10 protein-coding genes are annotated in these 21,407 nt (G+C 32.5%); all 10 read left to right on the top strand.

Annotated features, from left to right (window positions below):
- Positions 1-23: 23 nt before the first annotated feature.
- The gene (locus tag CBF29_RS08315) at positions 24-1,721 is read left to right on the top strand and encodes a DNA topoisomerase 3 (protein WP_126809284.1); all 1,698 of its coding nucleotides are present in this window, start codon (positions 24-26) and stop codon (positions 1,719-1,721) included.
- On the top strand, positions 1,718-2,677 hold the full coding sequence (locus CBF29_RS08310) for a DNA cytosine methyltransferase (RefSeq protein WP_126809283.1): 960 nt from the start codon (positions 1,718-1,720) through the stop codon (positions 2,675-2,677). Before CBF29_RS08315 ends, CBF29_RS08310 begins: the two co-directional genes overlap by 4 nt.
- Before the next feature lie 63 nt (positions 2,678-2,740).
- Positions 2,741-10,480 (top strand): helicase-related protein, encoded by a 7,740-nt coding sequence (locus CBF29_RS08305; RefSeq protein ID WP_126809282.1) that lies wholly within the window; start codon positions 2,741-2,743, stop codon positions 10,478-10,480.
- An 84-nt stretch (positions 10,481-10,564) separates the two neighbouring features.
- Positions 10,565-10,741, top strand: coding sequence for a hypothetical protein (locus CBF29_RS13775; RefSeq protein WP_170170031.1), 177 nt, complete (start codon positions 10,565-10,567; stop codon positions 10,739-10,741).
- A complete protein-coding gene (locus CBF29_RS08300) occupies positions 10,731-12,581 on the top strand; it encodes a JAB domain-containing protein (protein ID WP_170170030.1) in 1,851 nt (616 codons plus the stop codon). The genes CBF29_RS13775 and CBF29_RS08300 overlap by 11 nt, the downstream gene beginning before the upstream one ends.
- Positions 12,582-12,754: 173 nt before the next feature.
- Positions 12,755-12,961, top strand: coding sequence for a helix-turn-helix domain-containing protein (locus CBF29_RS08295; RefSeq protein ID WP_126809280.1), 207 nt, complete (start codon positions 12,755-12,757; stop codon positions 12,959-12,961).
- 32 nt (positions 12,962-12,993) lie between these two features.
- Complete coding sequence (locus tag CBF29_RS08290) at positions 12,994-13,599, top strand: DUF1819 family protein (protein WP_126809279.1); 606 nt, start codon at positions 12,994-12,996, stop codon at positions 13,597-13,599.
- A 14-nt stretch (positions 13,600-13,613) separates the two neighbouring features.
- Positions 13,614-14,171, top strand: a complete 558-nt coding sequence (locus CBF29_RS08285; protein ID WP_126809278.1) for a DUF1788 domain-containing protein — start codon at positions 13,614-13,616, stop codon at positions 14,169-14,171.
- 19 nt (positions 14,172-14,190) lie between these two features.
- Complete coding sequence (gene brxC / locus CBF29_RS08280; protein WP_126809277.1) at positions 14,191-17,790, top strand: BREX system P-loop protein BrxC; 3,600 nt, start codon at positions 14,191-14,193, stop codon at positions 17,788-17,790.
- 14 nt (positions 17,791-17,804) lie between these two features.
- A complete protein-coding gene (gene pglX / locus CBF29_RS08275; RefSeq protein ID WP_126809276.1) occupies positions 17,805-21,401 on the top strand; it encodes a BREX-1 system adenine-specific DNA-methyltransferase PglX in 3,597 nt (1,198 codons plus the stop codon).
- The last annotated feature ends 6 nt before the right edge of the window (positions 21,402-21,407 follow it).

Below are 21,407 nucleotides of genomic sequence, written 5' to 3'. Positions count from 1 at the left end.
AAAAATGAAATGGAGGAAATAAATTGAAATTAGTAATAGCAGAAAAACCAAGTGTAGCAATGAGTATTGCCAAGGTCATAGGTGCAAATTCAAGAAAAGATGGATACCTTGAAGGAAATAATTATATAGTTAGCTGGTGCATAGGTCATCTTATTAGAATGAGTAGCCCAGAGAGTTATGATGGAAGATATAAAAGATGGAATATAGAAGACCTTCCTATATTTCCTGATAACTACCAATATGAAGTTTCAAAATATACTAAGAAGCAGTATAGCATTTTAAAAAACTTGTTAACAGATAAAAGAGTTGTAGAGGTTATAAATGCTTGTGATGCAGCGAGAGAGGGAGAGCTTATTTTCAGGCTTGTTTATAACCAGGCAAGATGTAAAAAAACTATGAAAAGACTTTGGATTTCATCAATGGAAGATAAGGCTATAAAAGAAGGCTTTAATAATCTTAAAGATGGTAGAGAATATAAAAATTTATATCGATCAGCTTTGGCAAGAGGACAGGCAGACTGGCTAGTAGGCATGAATCTTTCAAGATATTACTCTTGCCTTCATAGTAACAATTATTCAGTAGGCAGGGTACAAACACCTACACTAGCAATGGTTGTAGATAGGGATAAGGCTATAAGAAACTTTAAAAAAGAGAAGTATTATACAGTTGAGATAAATGCAAAAGATATTTACCTTGAAACATCAAGGATTAATGAAGAAGAAAAGGCTAAGAGATTACTTTCATCTATTCCTAAAACTGTAGAAATAAAGGAAATAGAAAATAATAGAAAGATTACAAGACCTGATAAGCTTTTTGACTTAACAACACTTCAAAGAGAATGTAATAAGTATTTTGGATATAGTGCAAAACAAACACTTGATTATGCACAAAGTCTTTATGAAAAGAAACTGATAACCTATCCAAGGACAGATAGTAGGTTTCTTACTGACGATATGGTTAATAGTGTTAAACTTTATGTAGATTCCTTTGGGAATGACTTTGATGAAGAGAATTTTAAAAGTATTTTTAATTCTAAGAAAGTCGAAGATCACCATGCCATAATTCCAACAAATGCTTCTCTTGATTTTGATACTTCAAGCTTACAAAGGTCAGAAGAAAAAGTATTTGAACTGTTAAAAGTAAAGCTTTTAGCAGCAAGATCAGGAAATTTGGTTATTGAAAATACTAAGATTATATGCCATATAGAAGGCAGTGAATTTACCAGTAGGGGAACAGTAGTAATAGATGAAGGATTTACTAAATACCTTACTTCATATACTAAGAAAAAAGAAGACAAGGTTCTTCCAAGGCTAAATAAAGGTGATAGCCTTAGGATTGAAGATAAGAAAATAAATGAAAAATATACAAATCCACCCAAAGTCTATACAGAGGATACCTTGCTAAAGGATATGGAGCTTGCAGGTAAAGATGCAAAACAAGATGTAGAAATAATTACTAAAGGATTAGGGACACCTGCAACGAGAGCGGGAATAATTGAAAATCTTATTCAAAAAGAGCTTATAAAAAGAGATGATAGAAAACTTATTTCTACTAATAAGGGGGAAGAGCTAGTATCTTTAGTAGCAGACTTTCTTAAAAATCCAAATACAACAGTAGATTGGGAGATGAAGCTTTACGAAATCTCAGAGGGAAAAGCAGACTTAAAGGATTTTATAAAAGATGTAGAAAAAAGAATAAGGGAAGTTATTTCACAAAAATGAAGGTTATAGAACTTTTTGGTGGTATAGGTGCAATAAGGAAGGCTTATATTAATAGTCAAATTCCCTTTGAGATAGTAGATTATGTTGAAATAGATAAAAACTGTGTTAAAAGCTATAATGCACTCTACAAGGAAAATTATGAACCACGATGTATATGTAATTATAGTCTTCCACCAGATAAAAAAATTGATTTACTAATGCATGGTAGTCCCTGCCAGGATTTTTCTAGGATAGGAGAAAAATTAGGAGGAAAGATAGGAAGTGGAACAAGGAGCAGTCTTTTATTTGAAACAATAAGGATAATAGAAGAAATACAGGATAGGCCAAGATGGGTAATATGGGAAAATGTTAAGGGAGTTCTCGATAGGAAGATGAGAGCTTCTTTTTTTTATTACCTTGATGAAATGGAAAGGCTAGGCTATGAAACTAAGTATGAGACTCTTAACTCAATAAACTTTGGAATACCACAGAAGAGAGAAAGAATTTTTGCTATTAGTTATTTAGGTAAAAACCCCTTTAAATTCGAGAATCTAGAACATAAAAAAACCAAACATTTAGCAGACTTTCTAGAAAGAGATGTAATGGAGAGATATGGCGATATATTTTTAGTTAAGCAACCTTCAATGTTAAAAATACTTTCTGACCCTGAATACAAACCACAATTTCAAGGTAGACTTCAGGTAATAAAAGATTTTTGCTACACAATATCCACTAAGCAAGTAAGGGTTCCTAATTCTGGAATACTTGATATAGGTAATGGGAGATATAGGTATCTTACTGAAAGAGAATGTTTTAGGTTGATGGGATTTGAGGATAGTGATTTTGATAAGCTTATAAAGATATTCCCAAGGAGGAAAAACTGTATGTCTAGCATTTTATATAAGCAATCTGGTAATAGTATAGTGGTTAATGTTCTTGAAGAGATAGTAAAGGAAATTGAAAACTGTAGTATATAAGTTTGTAAAGATGGGTGATGGAGTAAAATCTATTACCCTTTTATTAGGCAAGGAGGAGGAAACATGAGAATAAATGATTTTGAACATTTGATACAAGAAATCAAGGCAAAAGTTCTCTCTAATAGTGATGAATATATTTCACTTATGAGGACTATTGGAAACAATTATAAATATGATTTTACTAGCCAACTTAGTATCTATAATAAGAATATTAGTGCAAGAGCCTGTGGAGAATTTGATTTTTGGAGAAAGACATTTAATAGAACTGTAAAGCGTGGCGAAAAAGGAATTCCCATATATAAAGACTATGGACAATACGGTAAAGTATCCTACATCTTTGATCTTAGCCAAACAGTATCAATGACAAGAGCCGCAAATCAAGTGGAATTATGGGAATTAACTAATGGAGAAGATAGCCTAAGAGCAGTTCTAGGGCTTGATGGAGCTTTTAATGATGGTGAATTAGAAAGCATGGCATTAGATGAAGTACTTGAAAATATTGCACAAACTGAGGTAATAAATAGGAGTAATTATCTCTTAAATGAACTTAAGATAGATCCTACTTATAGAAAAATCTTTAATGACTTTCTTAAAGAGTCTTTAAAAATAGGATATGCTGCAAGGCTTGATATAAATTATGAAGCTGATAGAAATAAGATTAATGAGATTCTTGGGAGTCTTGATGAAATTTCACTAACAATAGTAGGTAAAGAGCTAAGTTTAATGGTATCAAACATCCTAGAAAGAACAGTAGCTATAGATAAAGAAATTGATAAAAATAAGGTGCTGACAAAAGGAGTAATTGAGCGGTACAATGAAGATAGACAAATTAGAGACGATGAAGAAAATATAGGAGGGATAGATGATGAATTTCGAGGAGAGGCTAGAAGCATACCTGAAGGAAGACAAGGTAGAGAACGAATATCAGATGATATTTGGGGAATGCGAGACATCGGAAGAGATAACTTTGAAGATGAAAGAAGTGGCAGAGAAAGTTCTAATGAAGGATCAGACACACCTGACTCACAGATTCGCCCAAGCGAGACTAAACTTCATGGTAGAGGAGAAAGAGAATTTATTCCAGGAGATGTTCCTGGAGAAAAGCCTTATGAAGCATCTTCTAGAAGTAGAAGAGACAGCCAAGGGATTCATAGAGATGGAGAAACCGAGGATGATGGAAAGCTTTGGGTTGACAGAGAAACTGAAGGCAGAAGACTGGATGAAGTGGACAGGTCTTATGGAGAACCTGAATCACGAATTGAGGGAGATGGCAATGAAGGAGTACGTTTACAATTAGATGAAGAAATAAGCATAGATGAGGACCAGGGAGTAGATGATGAATCTGCTTCCTTTTTTGTTACTAAATATTATTCAAAAGAGAATCCTAGAGAACTTATGAATGAAGAAATGATAGAAAATGTACCAAATCTAGGGGATACTGAAAGTATTTCTTTGGCAGATAAGGTGGTTCATGGAGCCTATATTATTCCTTTTAGAAGCAATTGGACCTGGTATCTAACAGAGTATGACCCTGAAACAGAGGATGCCTTTGGATTAGTAGCAGGTTTTGAAGCTGAATGGGGATATTTTAATCTAAAGGAATTAAGGGAAATGGGAGCAGAAAGACTTATACTTGAAGATTTTCCTAAGACATTTAAAGAATTAAGAGATAGTGAACTTAAAAAACAGTTAAGTGAAGAAGAAATTCATAGGGTATTTTTTGGAGAACTTGATGACTTTACAAGAGATGAAGCTTCACAGGAGGTAGACCCAGAAATTCTTTTTATGCAAGGGGAAGATCAAATAGGGGAAGAGCTTATTGCAGCAAAAGTAGGTACAGAATTTATTATAATTCCAAAAGGCTATCTTAGTCATATAGAACTTGCTGAGGATGAAAGACAGGTTTTTCTTGAGGGGATAGAGTATCAACTTTATAAAGGAAGAACCTTTGAAGATTCAAAAAAGATAGAGTTTTTTATGGATGAAGAAATTTATAAGACCTATAAAATAAATGATTATCTTATAGATTTAAAAGACCAAGAGTTAAATAGAGAGCCTATTACTAGGGATAATGTTATAAAAATATGGGACAATCCTTTTATTATTACAAGTGTAAGGGAAGATATGCTTCTTATAGAAATGCTTCCTTATGAATTGAAAGATGAATATATTCTTGATACAAGACAGGTAAGAAGGCTTCAATTTGAAAGCATAGATGAATTTAACGAGTTTATTTATACTACTGAACTTTATGACTTTGATGAAGAAAAAGCTAAAGAAAATGAACAAATGACTTTTCCTTTTAGAGGTTTTGAAGATATAGAAGATAGACAAGAAGACGAAAGAGAAAGCCCTAAAATTGAAAATTTTATAATTACAGATGAAATTATTCCTGATAGCCTTCCACCACATCAAAGATTAGAGAATAACATAAATGCTATAAAAGTTCTAAAAATTTTAGAAGAAGAGAATAGAAATGCAAGTAGAGATGAACAAGTAGTTCTATCCAAGTATGTAGGTTGGGGTGGACTTTCAGATGTATTTGATGAAAATAAAACAGGCCAGTGGGAGAGGGCTAGAGTCTTTCTTAAGGAAAACCTCACTCCCAAGGAATATGAAAGTTGTCAAGAGTCAACCCTTACTGCCTTTTATACTCCTAAGATTGTAATTGATGGCATATATCAAGTCCTTGAAAACATGGGATTTGAAAAGGGAAATATACTTGAACCTTCATGTGGAGTAGGGAGTTTTATAGGAAGTATTCCAGAAAGCATGAAAGGATCAAAAGTATATGGTATAGAACTTGATAGCATATCAGGAAATATAGCCAGAAGATTATATCCAGAGAGTAATGTACAAGTTAAAGGATTTGAAGAAACTTCGTTTTCAAATAATTTCTTTGATGTGGCAATAGGGAATGTTCCATTTGGGGAATTTAAAGTAAATGATAGATTATATGATAAGAATAACTTTTTAATTCATGACTATTTCTTTGCTAAGTCAATAGACAAGGTAAGAAGCGGGGGAGTTATTGCATTTATTACTTCCAGTGGAACAATGGATAAAAAGGATGATTCAATTCGTAGATATCTAGGTGCAAGATGTGAGCTTCTCGGGGTTATAAGACTACCAAATAATACTTTTAAAGGTATGGCTGGAACTGAAGTAACTAGTGATATTATTTTTCTTAAAAAGAAGGAATCGGTAATAGAAAGAGAAGAGCCATGGTATGAACTTGGAATAGATGATAAGGGTCTAAGTTACAACAAATATTTTGTCGAAAATCCTCAAATGGTGCTTGGTGAAATGATAGAAGTATCAGGAAGATTTGGAAAGACTACTACCTGTCAAGCTAAGGAAAATCACGATTTTAAATCTGAACTTTCACTAGCTATAAATAGGATTCAAGGAAAGATTGAGCCTATAAAAGTCGAAAGGGAGGAAGGAGAAAAAGAAGCTGAGATTCTCCCAGCTGATGAAGATGTAAAGAACTTCTCATTTACCGAAAAAGATGGAAAGGTCTATATGAGAGAAGACTCCATAATGAGAGAAGTAAATAGAAGTGATAAAGACTTAGATAAAATTAGAGATTATATAGCTCTTGGTAATGCTTTAAGAGATGTAATTGAACTACAGTTAGAAGATAGAAGTGAAGTTGAGATTAGACTGGCACAGAAAAAGCTTAATGATATATATGATGAATTTAGCAAGAAGAATGGCTTTATAAATGGGAGAATGAACACAAGACTTTTATCTGAGGATAGTAATTTTGCTCTTATTTCAAGTATTGAAAAACTTGAGGAAGGCAAGTTCAAGGAAAAGGGCGATATATTTACAAAACGAACAATAAAAAAGGCTGTGCCAGTAACTCATGTGGACACACCAGACGAAGCCCTTATTCTTTCTATTGCAGAAAAAGGAAGAGTAGACCTTGAATATATGGAGGAACTTACAGACCTTGATGAAATAATTTTAGTAGAGAGTTTAAAAGGCAAGATCTTTCTTGATATTAAGGAATTTGATAGAGAAAACAATGCACTTCCTTTTACAGAGAAAGAAAAGCACAATCCTATGGCCTTTAACTATGTAAGTGCAGATGAATATTTAAGTGGTAACATCAGAGATAAGATAAATGTTTTAAATGAATATATCAATCATACTGAAAGAACTTTAGGCTTTATGGATATGGACAATTCTAGTATAAAGGAAATAGAAGAAAATCTTGCTAACTTTAAAATACAAAAAGCAAGTCTTGAAGAGGTAATGCCAAAGGAACTAACAGCTTCAGAAATTACAGTAAGGCTCGGAGCTACATGGATACCAGAAAAAGATGTAGAAAATTTTATCTTTGAAATTCTTAAAACACCAGGATTTGCAAGATGGGATATTCATGTTAGATACTCACCTTTTACAGCTGAATGGAGAATTGAGGGAAAGAGCAAGGATGGAGGAAATGACCTTGCAAATATGACCTATGGTACTAGTAGAGTCAATGCTTATAAGATTATAGAAGATGCCCTTAATCTAAAGGACACTAAGGTGTGGGATAGGGTTACAAACCCTGATGGTAGTAGGTCTTCCATACTCAACAAAAAGGAGACAATGCTTGCAAGTCAGAAACAAGAACTTTTAAAAGAAGAGTTTAAAAATTGGATATTTAAAGATCCAGATAGGAGATACCGTCTAGAAAAGATTTATAATGAAAAATTTAATTCTGTCCGCAACAGGGAATATGATGGAAGTAATATCCGCTTTGAAGGCATGAATTCAGGTATTATCCTTAAAGACCATCAAAAAAATGCAGTTGCAAGAACACTTTATGGTGGAAATTCTCTCCTTGCCCATACAGTAGGAGCGGGTAAGACCTTTGAGATGATTGCTTCTGCAATGGAGTCAAAAAGGCTAGGCATGAGTAGTAAGGCTCTATTTGTAGTGCCTAATCATTTAACGGAGCAAATAGGTAGGGACTTTATGGAACTTTATCCTGGAGCAAATATTATGGTTGCTACCAAAAAAGATTTTCAGCCAAAGAATAGAAAGAGATTCATAGGTAAGATTGCAACAGGAGAATATGATGCAGTTATCATAGGGCACTCACAATTTGAAAAGATACCTATGAGTAAAGAATATCAAGAAAATCATATAAATAGGGAAATTGAAGGAATCCTAGAATACATTGAAGAGTATAAGTATGACAGAAGTCAGAATTTCACAGTAAAGCAGCTACAAAATACTAAAAAGAAACTTGAAAGTAGACTAAAAAAACTTAATGATGATTTTAAAAAAGATGATGTTGTTACCTTCGAGGAACTAGGAATTGATAAGCTTTTTGTGGATGAGGCCCATAATTATAAAAATCTATTTCTTTATACAAAAATGAGGAATGTGGCAGGAATAGGTCAGAGTGAAGCACTCAAATCTTCTGATATGTTTATGAAATGTCGATATTTAGACGAAATGACGGGAGGAAAGGCAGTAGTTTTTGCTACAGGTACTCCAGTCTCAAACAGTATGACTGAGCTTTATACTATGCAACGCTATCTTCAATATGATGAACTTGAAAAGAACAACCTGCAACATTTTGATTCATGGGCAAGTACCTTTGGTGAGACTGTAACGGCAGTAGAACTTTCACCTGAAGGAGATAAATATAGAGCTAAAACAAGATTTAGCAAATTTTATAACCTTCCTGAACTTATGGCCATGTTTAAAGAAGTGGCAGATATAAAAACAGCTGATATGCTTGATTTAAAAGTACCTGAAGCAGAGTATGAAACCATAGTAACAAAGCCTACAGAGGAGCAAAAGGAGGTCTTAAAAGCTATTTCAGAGCGAGCGGACAGGGTAAGGGATAGAAGTGTTGAACCAGAAGAAGATAATATGCTAAAAATCACAAATGATGGAAAAAAATTAGCCCTCGACCAAAGACTTATCAATCCTCTTTTACCTGATGATCCTAATAGCAAGGTAAATGTATGTGTGAAAAATATTTATTCTATCTGGGATAAAACAAGGGATAATCGTTCAACCCAACTAGTATTTTCTGATATGTCTACTCCAAAGAATGATGGAAGCTTCAATGTTTATGATGATATTAGGGACAAGCTTTTGAATATGGGTATTCCAGAAAATGAAATAGCCTTTATCCATGATGCTAATACAGAAAAACAGAAGGATGAATTATTTTCCAAAGTACGTAAAGGTCATGTAAGGATTCTTTTAGGGTCTACCCAAAAGATGGGAACAGGTACTAATGTACAAAATAGACTTATTGCTACCCATGACCTTGATGTACCTTGGAGACCTGCAGATCTAGAACAAAGGGCAGGTCGTATTGTAAGACGTGGTAATGAAAATGATAAGGTTAAAATATTTAGGTATGTTACTGAGAATACCTTTGATAGTTATTTGTGGCAGACAATAGAAAATAAACAAAAATTTATCTCACAAATTATGACTTCAAAAACACCTGCAAGAGTAGCGGAAGATGTTGATGAAAACACCCTATCCTATGCTGAAATTAAAGCCCTTGCAACAGGTAACCCATTAATAAAGGAAAAGATGGACTTGGATATTGAAGTTACTAAATTAAAGATGCTTGAAGGAAACTATAAGAGCAATCTTTATAGTCTAGAAGATAAAATTATAAAGACCTACCCTAGGGAAATTGAAAGGTATGAAAAGCTTATTGAAGGTGCTAAAAGTGATATTGCTAGAATTAAGCCACAGGGAACAGGTGATAATAAATTTACTTCTATAAAAGTTGGAGAAGAAGTAATTACAGATAGAAAATTAGCAGGAGATAAAATTCTTGAAGCAATTAAGGGGGTTAAGCTAGGAGATAAAAAGATTGTTGGAGACTATAGGGGATTTCCTATAGAAGTAACATATAATTTTCTTACAAACCAACATAACTTTAATTTAAAAGGCTCCAACAATCACTATGGAGACCTAGGGGAAAATAGAGATGGGAACATCACAAGAATGGATAATGTCTTGGAGAGGATTCCTGATAGTTTGAAGAGATTTGAAGAAAAACTTGAAGCTACTAAGGAACAAATTGAAATTGCTAAAGAAGAAGTAAAAAAACCCTTTGATAAGGCTGAAGAATTAAAAGACAAGACTCAAAGGCTTACTGAAATTAATAGACTGCTTGACATGGGAGAAGTAGAAGACTTAGAGAATTTAAATCCTCTAACTGAAGATATTAAAAGGCTTATAATTGATTATTGTAATAGGGAGTTTGAACAAGATAATTCTTATGAGGATTTTAATAAACTTTATCCTGATGAAGGTCATATTGGACTTGCCTATACAACTACAGAAGATGGTAAACACGAAATACAGTATGAAATAAGTCTTAAAAATTATACCTGGACACAATATGTAGATGATAAAGAGGTATCTCATGGGAGCTACCTTGAAAGTGAAGAGGGCGAACTATCAAATAAAGATGAGGCTCTTATAAACTTAAAAAGAGATCTTGAATATAGTGACTTTGGTGAATATATAAGAGTAGATGAGAAAGACTTAAGAGAAAAACTTGGACTTGAGATTGACGATGAAGGTAATTTTTATGATCCACTTTCAAAAGACCTAGATAATGATGGGATTCCAGATAGGTATGATAATGACTTTAGAAGCAGCAACTACTTTGAGTCTACCTATGATGTTGATGGCCTTAATTTAGATGACAAAAAATCTACTTTAGGACAACTTGAAAGATTTAAAGCCAAAGTTAAAGAAGAAACAAACCTATCTTTGGATGAAAAAGATATGGAAAAGAATAAGGGTGCAAGATAAGAAGCTCTGAGTAAACTCGGAGCTTAACCTTTTAAAGTAGAGTAAATAATGAGTATATAAACAAGAAAAATAAGGAGGAACTTTATGTTGAATAAGAAAAATGAGAATAAATTGTTACAATATTTTGGCCTTACTAGCCATAGTGAAATAATGGATTATGTTAGGAAAAATTCAGAGGATGAGAAAGTAAAAGAAATAAAAGCATTGCTTAAAGCACTTCCTATAAATGCTGATGAGGAGGTGGATAGGAATGAGAAATAGCCTATATGAGGAATTTAATTGTAGGAATGAGGTAGAACTATATGAGAAAATAAAAAATAAAGATGAAGACATAAAACCACTTATAGAATTTTTAGATTATGCTAGAGCCAATATTAAAAATAATAGACAAGCAATAACTAGTCCTGATACCTTAGTAGAATATGTAAGGTCAATAACTTTACCTACTAAAGATGCCGGGACTATTATTTTTGCAAACACTAAAAACCATCCAGTTCACCTTAAAAGGACTAGACTTAGTCAAAGGAATAGCATAAAAGAAAGCTTAAGAGAGGGCTTAATGGCAGGGGCTAATAGTGTCTTTTTAGCCTTTTCTAATGAAACACCTGACAAAAGAATAGAGGATACAAAAGAGTGCTTTGAAAAGATAGGTATGAGGGTAGTAGATACTATAGGCTATAGTAAAGAGAATAATAGCTTCCTTTCTAAGGTTGCAGGAAGAAGTTATTACGCATCTAAAACTTATGAAATAGCCAATGATTCGGAAAATACTTATGGAGATAAGGATTATAGCCTTAAGGATAAGTATGAAGATTTTACAAGCTACTTTGCAAGTAATGAGCTAGTAGATTTAAATTTAATAGAAGATACAAATGAAATAAAAGAAATACTGAAAATAGGCTTCCAGCATCATCAACAAGAAATATTTGGCATTATAGTTTATGACAAGGATGATAAGATTATAGGAGCAGAAGAACTTTTTAAAGGAGCTACTGATGCTGCAATAGTGGACTTAAAAATTATAGCTAGATCCTTATTAAACTACCAAGATGTTAAAGGTATGGCAGTTTTCCATAACCATCCTAGTGGGAATCCTACTCCTAGTAGCGAAGATATAGGAATGACTATCAAAATAAAAAATCTTACTGAAATCTTTGATATAGAGTTTTTAGACCATTTTATAGTTGGGAAAGAGAAGACCTTATCCTTTTCACAGGAGATTGATAGTTTTCAAAGTGAAAATCAGAATTATCAAGAAAAGCAAGAGCAAACAGGATTTCTTAAGGAAGATAAAAGTATTTACAATATGGCGAAAGACAAGCCTAGAGTAGGAGATAAAATAAAAACCTCATTGTCAGATGAAACTATTGTTTTAGATATAGATAAAGATAATGCTATATTGTTTGATGGAAGACAATTTGTGGAGGTCTATGGGCTACAAAGTAATGATGAGAAGTTTTTTTGGAATCATGGTAACTACTCCAATAGTTATCCTCAAAAGAAGGATAGTAACATAGTAGATACATTAAATAATTTGATAGATAAAGACCATGAGGGCTTTGTTAAGGCTTTAATCATGCAAGAGATGGGAGTAGACAGCCCAGACCTATTAGAAGAGCTTTATGAAAGGTATATGCGTAATGATGGGGTAAATCTAATTAATGACTACTTTGAAGAACTTATATATGAGCTAGAGGGAGAAATACCAATAATAAGCAATAGAACTATAGATATTAATGAACAAAAAAATAAAGAAGATGACCTTTGTAATAAGATTGATGATTTCATAAATTCTTATGTAGAGCTATCCAATGCTATGTATGGAGTAGACTACGATTTTGCAGAGAACTATCCTCTGGATAAGTCTTTTCATGATATAGACTTTATAAGTTGGGCTGAAGCAACTAAATTAAATTTATCCAAAGTAGGAAAAGGAATAGATGTAGAAAAAGATAATAAAGAAGTAAAAAAAGATAATAAAGAAGTAAAAAAAGAATCTACTATTGCAAAACTTAATAAACTTAAAGATAAGGTAGCTAAGGATAGCATAGGAAAAGCACAAGAGAAGGCTGAAAATAAAAAGAATGATAGAGAAATGTAATTGCAGTATAATAAGCAAGTAGCAGATATAGGGCAGACTTCGGTCTGCCTTTTTTTGTGTTTTTAAAAGTTAATAACCCAAATCATTATAACTATGATATAATCAAATATGGATATAATTTACGCAAAGATAGAGAATATTTATATATAATATATGTAATAAGGGGGATACAGATGGGATTCAGCTATAATAGACTTTGGAAGATTTTAATTGATAAAGAGATGAACAAGACAGAGTTTCAAAAAGCTGTTGGATTAAGCCCAACCACAGTTGCCAAGCTAGGAAAAAACGAGACCGTAAATATGGAGGTCTTAGCACGAATTTGTGACTTTCTTGAGTGTGGTATTGAAGATATTTTAAGCTATACACCTAAAGAATAGAAATATGATAATAATAGATAAGGAGGCAGGCTATGGATACTAATACGCCCTATATAGCTTCATTAACAAGAGAACCTTTTATGTTTTATGAAATGAAGATAACAGCAAAGTTACTTAAAGAAGGATTAAGTGAAAAAGAGATTATAGATAAAATATTTAACGAAAATTTATATCAATATCCTACAGAGAGAAGCCTAAAAATGAGAACCAGAGCTTGTATAAGAAGATTGAATACTCTTGAAGACAAAGAACTTATAGACTGGGTAGTAGATAGGCCTGTAGATATTTCAAGACAAATTTGTTTATACGCTATGATGAAGAGTTCAAGGCTTATATGGGAGTTTATGATAACTGTAATTGGAGAAAAATATAGGACACGCAATTTTTCATATGGTCGAATAGATCTAAATATTTTTTTTACTCGACTTCAAGAGCAAAATGATACAGTGGCAAATTGGAGTGAGTCAACTGTTAACAAACTTAAATCTGTGGTAGCTAGTCTTTTAAAAGAAAACGGTTATATAGATAGTATAAATTCTTCTAAACTTAATGAAGTTTTACTAGATTACAAATTAAAAGACAAAATAATAGAAAACAAAGATGAAACCTGTCTTTCAGCTTTTAACTATTTTGAATAAAGGGGTGTGATAGAGTGAGCAATATATATGAAAAACTTGATAGATTAAAAAACTTAATACAAGATCAGGATTTTCTTACGGGCAGAGGTCTTAGTAATGAAGTAAACATAAGGATGTTTTGCTATGAGCCTGAAGATGAAATGGCTGTAAGACATTTTATAGGACAACTTGAGAACGATAAAAATTTAAACTGCAACCTTATATCTTATAATCTATATCACTTATTTTTAGATATATGTGAAGAAAAGAATATTCTAGCAAAAATTCCTGAAATGGAGGAGAAAAGAGGAAGTGATTTTCTCCAAGATCGAATATTAAAATTTTCAACAACTAAGGCTTTTGCCGAAAAAATGCAATATGGACAAAGAAAATCTAATGATGTCCTTCTACTTGCAGGAGTTGGAGAAGTTTACCCCTTTATGAGAGTTCATTCACTTCTTGAAGAATTACAGGTAGGATTTGACGATATACCTATTGTTGTCCTTTATCCAGGAAGCTTTAATGGAAGATCTGTTGTATTGTTTAATGAGTTTACACCAAATGATTATTATAGGGCTTTTAATATTATTTAGGATTTAGGAGGGAATAGATTTGAAAATACAAGATATGTTTTATGATGATATAAATAGGGAGATAAAAGGTGTTATTCAGGTAGATCAAGATGCTGAAAATATAATAGAGCAAGAATTGACAGAGTATGTAATTACCAGGGAGTTAAAGAAGCATTTCATTAGTTTTTTTAACTATTATTCAGAATCCTATGACAGGCAGACATCAGATATTGGAGTATGGATTTCAGGTTTCTTTGGAAGTGGTAAATCTCATTTTCTTAAAATCCTTTCATATATTCTTGAGAATAAAGAAGTGAATAAGGTAAAAACAGTAGAAAGATTTAGAGAAAAGTTTGAAGATGACCTAGCAACTTTCATGATGATAGATAAATCAACTAAAGCATCTACAGATACAATCCTATTTAATATCGATATAGAAGGGTCTATGATAAAGAATAAAACAGCTGTTTTAAGGGTATTTGCTAAGATGTTTTATAGACATCTTGGTTTTTATGGCGACAATCTTAAAGTAGCAAAGCTTGAGCAATACATAGAAAGAAAAGGAAAAACAGAAGAATTTAGGCAAGTTTTTGAAGAGAAAAATGGGGAGTCATGGCTCAATTCAAGAGATGTATTTGACTTTTGTGAAGATGAAGTTATAGAAAGCCTTGTAGAAGTTCTAGGTATGAGTGAAATATCAGCAAGGAATTGGTTCGATTCATCAGAAGAAGTTGATATTTCTATAGGTCAATTGGTTTCCGAAATGAAGGACTATGTAGAGAAAAAGCCAGATGACTATAGGTTACTCTTCATGATTGATGAAGTTGGACAATATGTTGGAGCTGATACAGATATGCTTCTTAATCTTCAATCATTAGTGGAAAAAATAGGTTCGGAGTGTATGGGAAAGGTCTGGGTTATGTGTACTGGGCAAGAAGCCCTTGATGAAATAATTAGGACAAGGGCAGATGAGTTTTCAAGAATCCAGTCAAGATTTAAAACTCGACTTACTCTTTCTTCAACAGCAGCAGATGAGGTTATACAAAAAAGAATTTTAAAGAAAAAGGACAAGGCTAGAGTACACCTTGAAGAGGTATACAATCAAGAAAAAAATGTAATGGACAATCTTTTTAAATTTAAAGGAGCCTTAGGAGACATAAGAGGATTTGAAGGATCAAATGAATTTTCTATAAACTTTCCCTTTGTACCATACCAGTTTATCCTTATGCAGAAAGTATTTTCTCAAATCAGGAAATATGGTAATGTTGGCAAGCATTTATCAGGAGGAGAACGTTCTATGCTTTCAGGATTTCAGGAAGCAGCCCAAAGAGTTCAAAAGAAGGATGAATATGCAATAATTCCCTTCTGGATGTTCTATGATACAGTCCATACATTCCTAGATAGTTCAATAAGAAGGGTAGTAGAAAGAGCTGAAAGAGCTGCATCCGATGATAAAGGCTTGGAATTATATGATGTAGATGTACTAAAACTTCTATATATGGTTAGGTATGTCAATGATGAAATACCTGCAAGTATAGATAATATTGTAATTATGATGGCAGAAGATATAAGAGTTGATAAAATTGAACAGAAAAACAAAATTCAAAAGTCTTTAGATAGGCTTATTCGTCAGAACTATATTGCTAGAACAGGGGAGACTTATAATTTCCTCACTGATGAAGAACAAGATGTGGAAAGAGAAATTAAAGATGAATATATAGAACCAAGTGAAATTACAAGAAAAATTTCTGAAATGATTTTTGCAGAGATATATACTACAAAAAAATATCGTTATGAAAAGAAATATGACTTTGATTTTGATAAAAAAGTAGATGGTATTAACTATGGAAATCCTCTTGGGGAAATGGAACTGGAAATATTAACTATTGCAACAAATGTTATAGATAAGCAAGAGCTAAGATTAATGACATCATCTAAGAATAAGGTTATTGTAGTACTTGATGACACAGAATACTATAATTTTATAGAAAATGCTATGAGAATAGACAAGTATGCCAGAAAAAAGAATATTCCACAGCTACCAAAATCTATGCAAGATATCATAAGAAACAAACAAGATGATGCTGAACGCTTTAAGGAAGATGCTTTAGATGAACTCAAAGAAGCTTTTAAAGAGGCTAAATTTTATATAGATGGGAATAGGACTACTATAAAAGCAGGAACACCTCAAAATAAAATAGATGAGGCTTTGGAGTATTTAGTATCCAATCTCTACAACAAGCTTGGGTTAATTACAAAGAATGCCACATCTGATGAAGATATTTATATGATCCTTGATGGAAGAGAAGATGATGGTGTAATGGCAGGTCTTGAGTCTAATAGAAGAGCTGCAGCTGAAGTGGAAACCTATCTTATAGCACAGAATGAACAACATCTTCCAACTAGTATGGCAGATGTTCAAAAAAGATTTACTTCCATTCCATATCACTGGCGGGAAATAGATATTGCGGCTGTAGTTGCTAGATTAATCTATGAGCAAAAAGCAACAATTAAATATGGTGGTGAAACTATAAGAGCTAGTGATGAAAGGCTACCAGAACTTCTGCGTAAAAGAAGTGAAACAGGAAAAACAAAGATACAAAAGCGTGAAATGATAAGCATTCAAAAAATGAAAGAAGCAAGAGACTTCTTAAGACACTTTTTTGACATAATGGATATTCCTGAAGATGATGATGGACTTGTAGATTTTATAATTAGAAAATTTGAAGAGCTGAAAGAACACTATTCTAAATTAGAAGAAAAATACGAGGGGAAAAACTATCCAGATAAGAAAAAAATCCTTGAGGCAAAAGATTTATTATTAGCTCTTCTTGATGCTAGAAAGGACAATATAGGCTTTGTAAATAAGCTTATAGACATGGGGGATAAGCTTGAAGATATGCAAGAGGATATGGAGGCAGTAGAGGATTTCTTTAAGGTACAAGTATCAATCTTTGATGAAGCAACTAACCTAGAGAGTTTGCTACGTTTTGATTTAGATTATCTTCAAGATGAAAAAGAAATAAATGATGCCCTAAATAAAATAAGATTAATAGTCAATATAAATCCAAAAAAAGAAGACTTTGACTATGGTGATATCCCTAAACTTAATGGCTATATGGAAAGAGTTAAAGAAGGACACAACAAATTACTTGATAATAAACGCCAAGAAATATTTGAGATAGTTAGACAATGCATGGAAGAAATCCATAAGGGCGACAAGTATGACACTTATATCGGCAATATTATTAAGGAAACTGATGACTTTTATACACAAAAGAAGAAAGAGATTTCAGAAACACTAAGCCTAAGAATACTAGATGGGTTTATTCCAAGTTTGTGGGCAGAGAAAGATAAGGCAGTTAAAGATATTATCTCTATTGAAAAGAGTAATAATGTAGAAGAGAAAAGTCAAAAAGACCAGGATGGGGAAGAGGAAAGAGCAGACTCCAATTATGTAAAAGAAAACGATGGAGAGTCTGAACCTGAAAAGAAAAAGCATATTAAGAAATTTTATAGACAGGCAATTTTCCCAGCAAGAATACTTGAAAATGAAGGCGAAATAAAGGAATACGTAAAGACAATTGAAAGGAATTTAATGACTTTACTAGGGGATTGTGATGGAATAGAAATAAACTAGGAGGAAGATAGGCTATGAATAAAACAGCTATTAAGAATTTTGCAATTTGGGCAAGAAATGAACTTATAGAAAAAGTAATCCAAAAGGCAAAAATATATGGAATAGAAAAGGAACAAAAAATGGAAGATATGGATACTGCCCTAAATGGGCAGATCCTTACCAATGATGATAAAGAAGCAAGGAAAGTTTTAATAGAAAAAATAAAATCAGATGGATTTGACATAACCATAGAGGAAGTTGCCTATACTTGGTTTAATCGATTTATTGCCATAAGATTTATGGAAGTGAATGGATATTTACCAAGTCATATTAGGGTATTTTCTTCAGAAGACAATCAGTTTGAACCTCAAATACTATCTGAAGCCATACATATTGACCTTCTAGGACTTGATAAATCAAAAGTTTTAGATTTATTTAATGATGGGAACAAAGAAGAAGAATTATTCAACTACCTATTTATTACCCAGTGTAATGCCCTAAATGAAGTTCTTCCAGGTATGTTTCAGAAGATTAATGATTATACAGAGTTACTTTTACCAGATGGTCTATTAAGAGAGAAATCTGTCCTAGACCTTATGATAAAAGAAATACCTGAAGAAGATTGGAAAGAGCAGGTTCAGATAATAGGTTGGCTATATCAGTATTATAATGAAGAACGTAAAGATAAAGTTATAAATATTTATAAAGGGAATGTGGCCAAAGAAGATATACCTGCAGCAACACAACTCTTTACCACTGATTGGGTAGTTAGATATATTGTTGATAATTCTTTGGGTAAATATTGGATTGAACGAAATCCAGATAGTAATTTAAAGGATAAATTAGAATTCTTTGTAATGCCAAAGAATGGTGAAATAGAGTATATAGATGAAAAAATAGATCCAAAAGATTTAAGGATACTTGACAACTGTGTTGGTTCAGGACATTTCCTCTTATATGAATTTGATGTTCTTATAGAGATATACAAGGAATGCGGATATAGAGAAAGGGAAGCTGCAGAATATATTTTAAGTGATAATCTATATGGCTTAGATATTGACGAAAGAGCAAGACAACTTGCATATTTTTCTCTTATGATGAAAGCTCGTTCTTATAGTAGAAGAATTTTAAATAAGGGTATTAAGCCACATGTTTACTCTATACCAGAGTCTAATAATATAGATAAAAAATACTTTGAAGTATTTGGTAGTAGTTTGGCAACTGAAGAGAGAATAAAAGCTATAGAATCAATAAAAGAGCTACTAGCGAACTTTAAAGATGGAAAGAACTATGGGTCTATTATTAAAGTTGAAGAAGTCGATTTTGAACTTTGTAGAAGATTTATAGAAGATATTGATTTAGGACAGATAGATTTATTTACCTATCAAGCTATAGAGTTTCAAGAACAAATAAAAAATATTTTTGATGTATCTGAGGTGATGGCTATGAAATATGATGTAGTAGCTACTAATCCTCCTTATTTAAACAAGATGAATGGCCAGCTTAAAGAATATGTCAATAAACACTATAAGGATTATAAAACAGATTTATTCTCAGTATTCATACATAGAAACTTTGACCTGTGTAAACCAAGTGGATATTCAGGCTTTATGACACCCTTTGTGTGGATGTTCATTAAATCATACGAAAAATTAAGGAAGTATATTATTGAAAATAAAAGCATTTCTACACTGATACAGATGGAGTATTCTGCCTTCGAGGAGGCTACTGTACCTATATGTGCCTTTGTATTTAAAAATGGTCATGAAGACAATAAAGGACTTTATTTTAGGCTTTCTGAATTTACAGGTGGTATGGGGGTTCAGAAAGAAAAAGTACTTGAAGCAATAGAAAATCCTAATTGTAGTTATTTTTATGAAGCTAGCAAGGATAACTTTGTTAAAATACCAGGTATGCCAGTGGCATACTGGGTTAGTGATGAATTTCTTAAGAATTTTAAAAAAACGTTATTAAGTGATTCATGCACTATAAGAGTTGGCATGCATACGGGTTCAAATGCATTATTTGTGAGAGCATGGCAAGAAATATCAATAGTTGATTTTACAGACAATTGTAGTTCAAACGTAGATAGTAATAAATCAGGCAAGAAATGGTTTCCATATAATAAAGGAGGAGGATTTCGAAAATGGTATGGTAATCAAGAATTGGTTGTTAATTGGTATAAGCTTGGACAGGATATCCATAAATTCCATGGCATTCCAATGGATTATAATGGTGCTCCTGTAAGAGCGAAGCAACTTCAATTCAAAGAATCTGCAACATGGTCATTTGTGAGTTCTAGCTACTTTGGAGTCAGGTATTCTCCACCTGGCTTTATGTTTGATGTGGGAGGTTCTTCATTATTTGCTAGTCAAAGTCTTCTGTACTATACAATCGGATTATTATGTAGCAAAATATCATTTGAGATAATTAAAGTTTTGAACCCAACACTTAATTTTCAGGTAGGGAACATCTCAAACATACCCCTAATAACTAGTGAAGAAGATAAAGAAATCATCATAAGTTTAGTAAAAGAAAATATCTCTATCTCCAAAATAGACTGGGATACTTGCGAAAGCTCATGGAATTTTAAAATATTACCTTTAGCAAACTTTAATAAATATATGGAAATCTATTATGATAGTTTATATGAAATTGGAATAATTCCTGAAAGAAAAGAGATTTATATAGCTAACTTAGAAGGAGCATATGAGCATTATAAGGAATTTGCTAATTCCCAATTCTATAAGCTTAAAGCTAATGAAGAAAAACTAAACCGTATATTTATAGAAATCTATGGTCTTGAGGAAGAGCTAACCCCTGAAGTATCGGACAAGAACATTACCATAGCCAAAATCTTTGATTCTAAGGATGAAATATATGATGATATCAAGGGTAATAAATATATTTTAACAAAAGAAGATGTAATCAAAAACTTCTTATCTTATTTTATAGGTTGTCTTATGGGAAGATACTCCCTTGATATAGAGGGCCTTGCCTTTGCAGGTGGGGATTTTGATCAATCAAAGTACTCCTCTTTCAAACCAAGCAAAGACGGTATCATATCCTTTACTGATCAGGAGTACTTTGAAGATGATATCGTAGAATTATTTGTTAAGTTTTTGAAAGTTATTTTTGGTGAAGAAAATATAAATGAAAACTTAGACTTTGTAGCTTCTGTCCTAAAGGGGGGGCAGAATATTGGAAGCAGGGATAAAATAAGGAATTATTTCTTAAATGATTTTTATAAGGATCATTGTAGCATGTATAGGAATCTACCTATTTACTGGCAATATGACTCTGGCAAAAATGGGGCCTGTAGGGGCTTGTTCTACCTTCACAGATACGATAAGGATATGTTTGCAAAAATAAGAGTAAATTATGTTTTTGAAATCCAAGATAGGTATAAACAAGAGCTTGCTAGGCTAGAAGAAAATATTAGCCAGGCTAGTGGAAGTAGAAAAATAGAGCTTGAAAAAAGAGCAGATGAATTTAAAAAGAAAATTATTGAATCCCAGCAATTTGAAGAAAAGATCCAGCATCTTGCAGACTCCTATATAGATATAGACCTTGATGATGGAGTAAAAGAAAACTATAAAATATTTAAAGATGTTTTATCTAAGATTAAGTAAGGGAGG

The organism is Vagococcus elongatus, from assembly GCF_003987645.1.
Classification (GTDB): Bacteria; Bacillota; Bacilli; order Lactobacillales; family Vagococcaceae; genus Vagococcus_A; species Vagococcus_A elongatus.
This window is presented reverse-complemented; position numbering and strand designations above follow the sequence as displayed.

Bases quoted from the DNA above. Each gene is read 5' to 3' on its own strand.
- CBF29_RS08310 (WP_126809283.1), top strand. From the start codon at position 1,718: ATGAAGGTTATAGAACTTTTTGGTGGTATAGGTGCAATAAGGAAGGCT.
- CBF29_RS08305 (WP_126809282.1), top strand. From the start codon at position 2,741: ATGAGAATAAATGATTTTGAACATTTGATACAAGAAATCAAGGCAAAA.
- CBF29_RS13775 (WP_170170031.1), top strand. From the start codon at position 10,565: ATGTTGAATAAGAAAAATGAGAATAAATTGTTACAATATTTTGGCCTT.
- CBF29_RS08300 (WP_170170030.1), top strand. From the start codon at position 10,731: ATGAGAAATAGCCTATATGAGGAATTTAATTGTAGGAATGAGGTAGAA.
- CBF29_RS08295 (WP_126809280.1), top strand. From the start codon at position 12,755: ATGGGATTCAGCTATAATAGACTTTGGAAGATTTTAATTGATAAAGAG.
- CBF29_RS08290 (WP_126809279.1), top strand. From the start codon at position 12,994: ATGGATACTAATACGCCCTATATAGCTTCATTAACAAGAGAACCTTTT.
- pglX (WP_126809276.1), top strand. From the start codon at position 17,805: ATGAATAAAACAGCTATTAAGAATTTTGCAATTTGGGCAAGAAATGAA.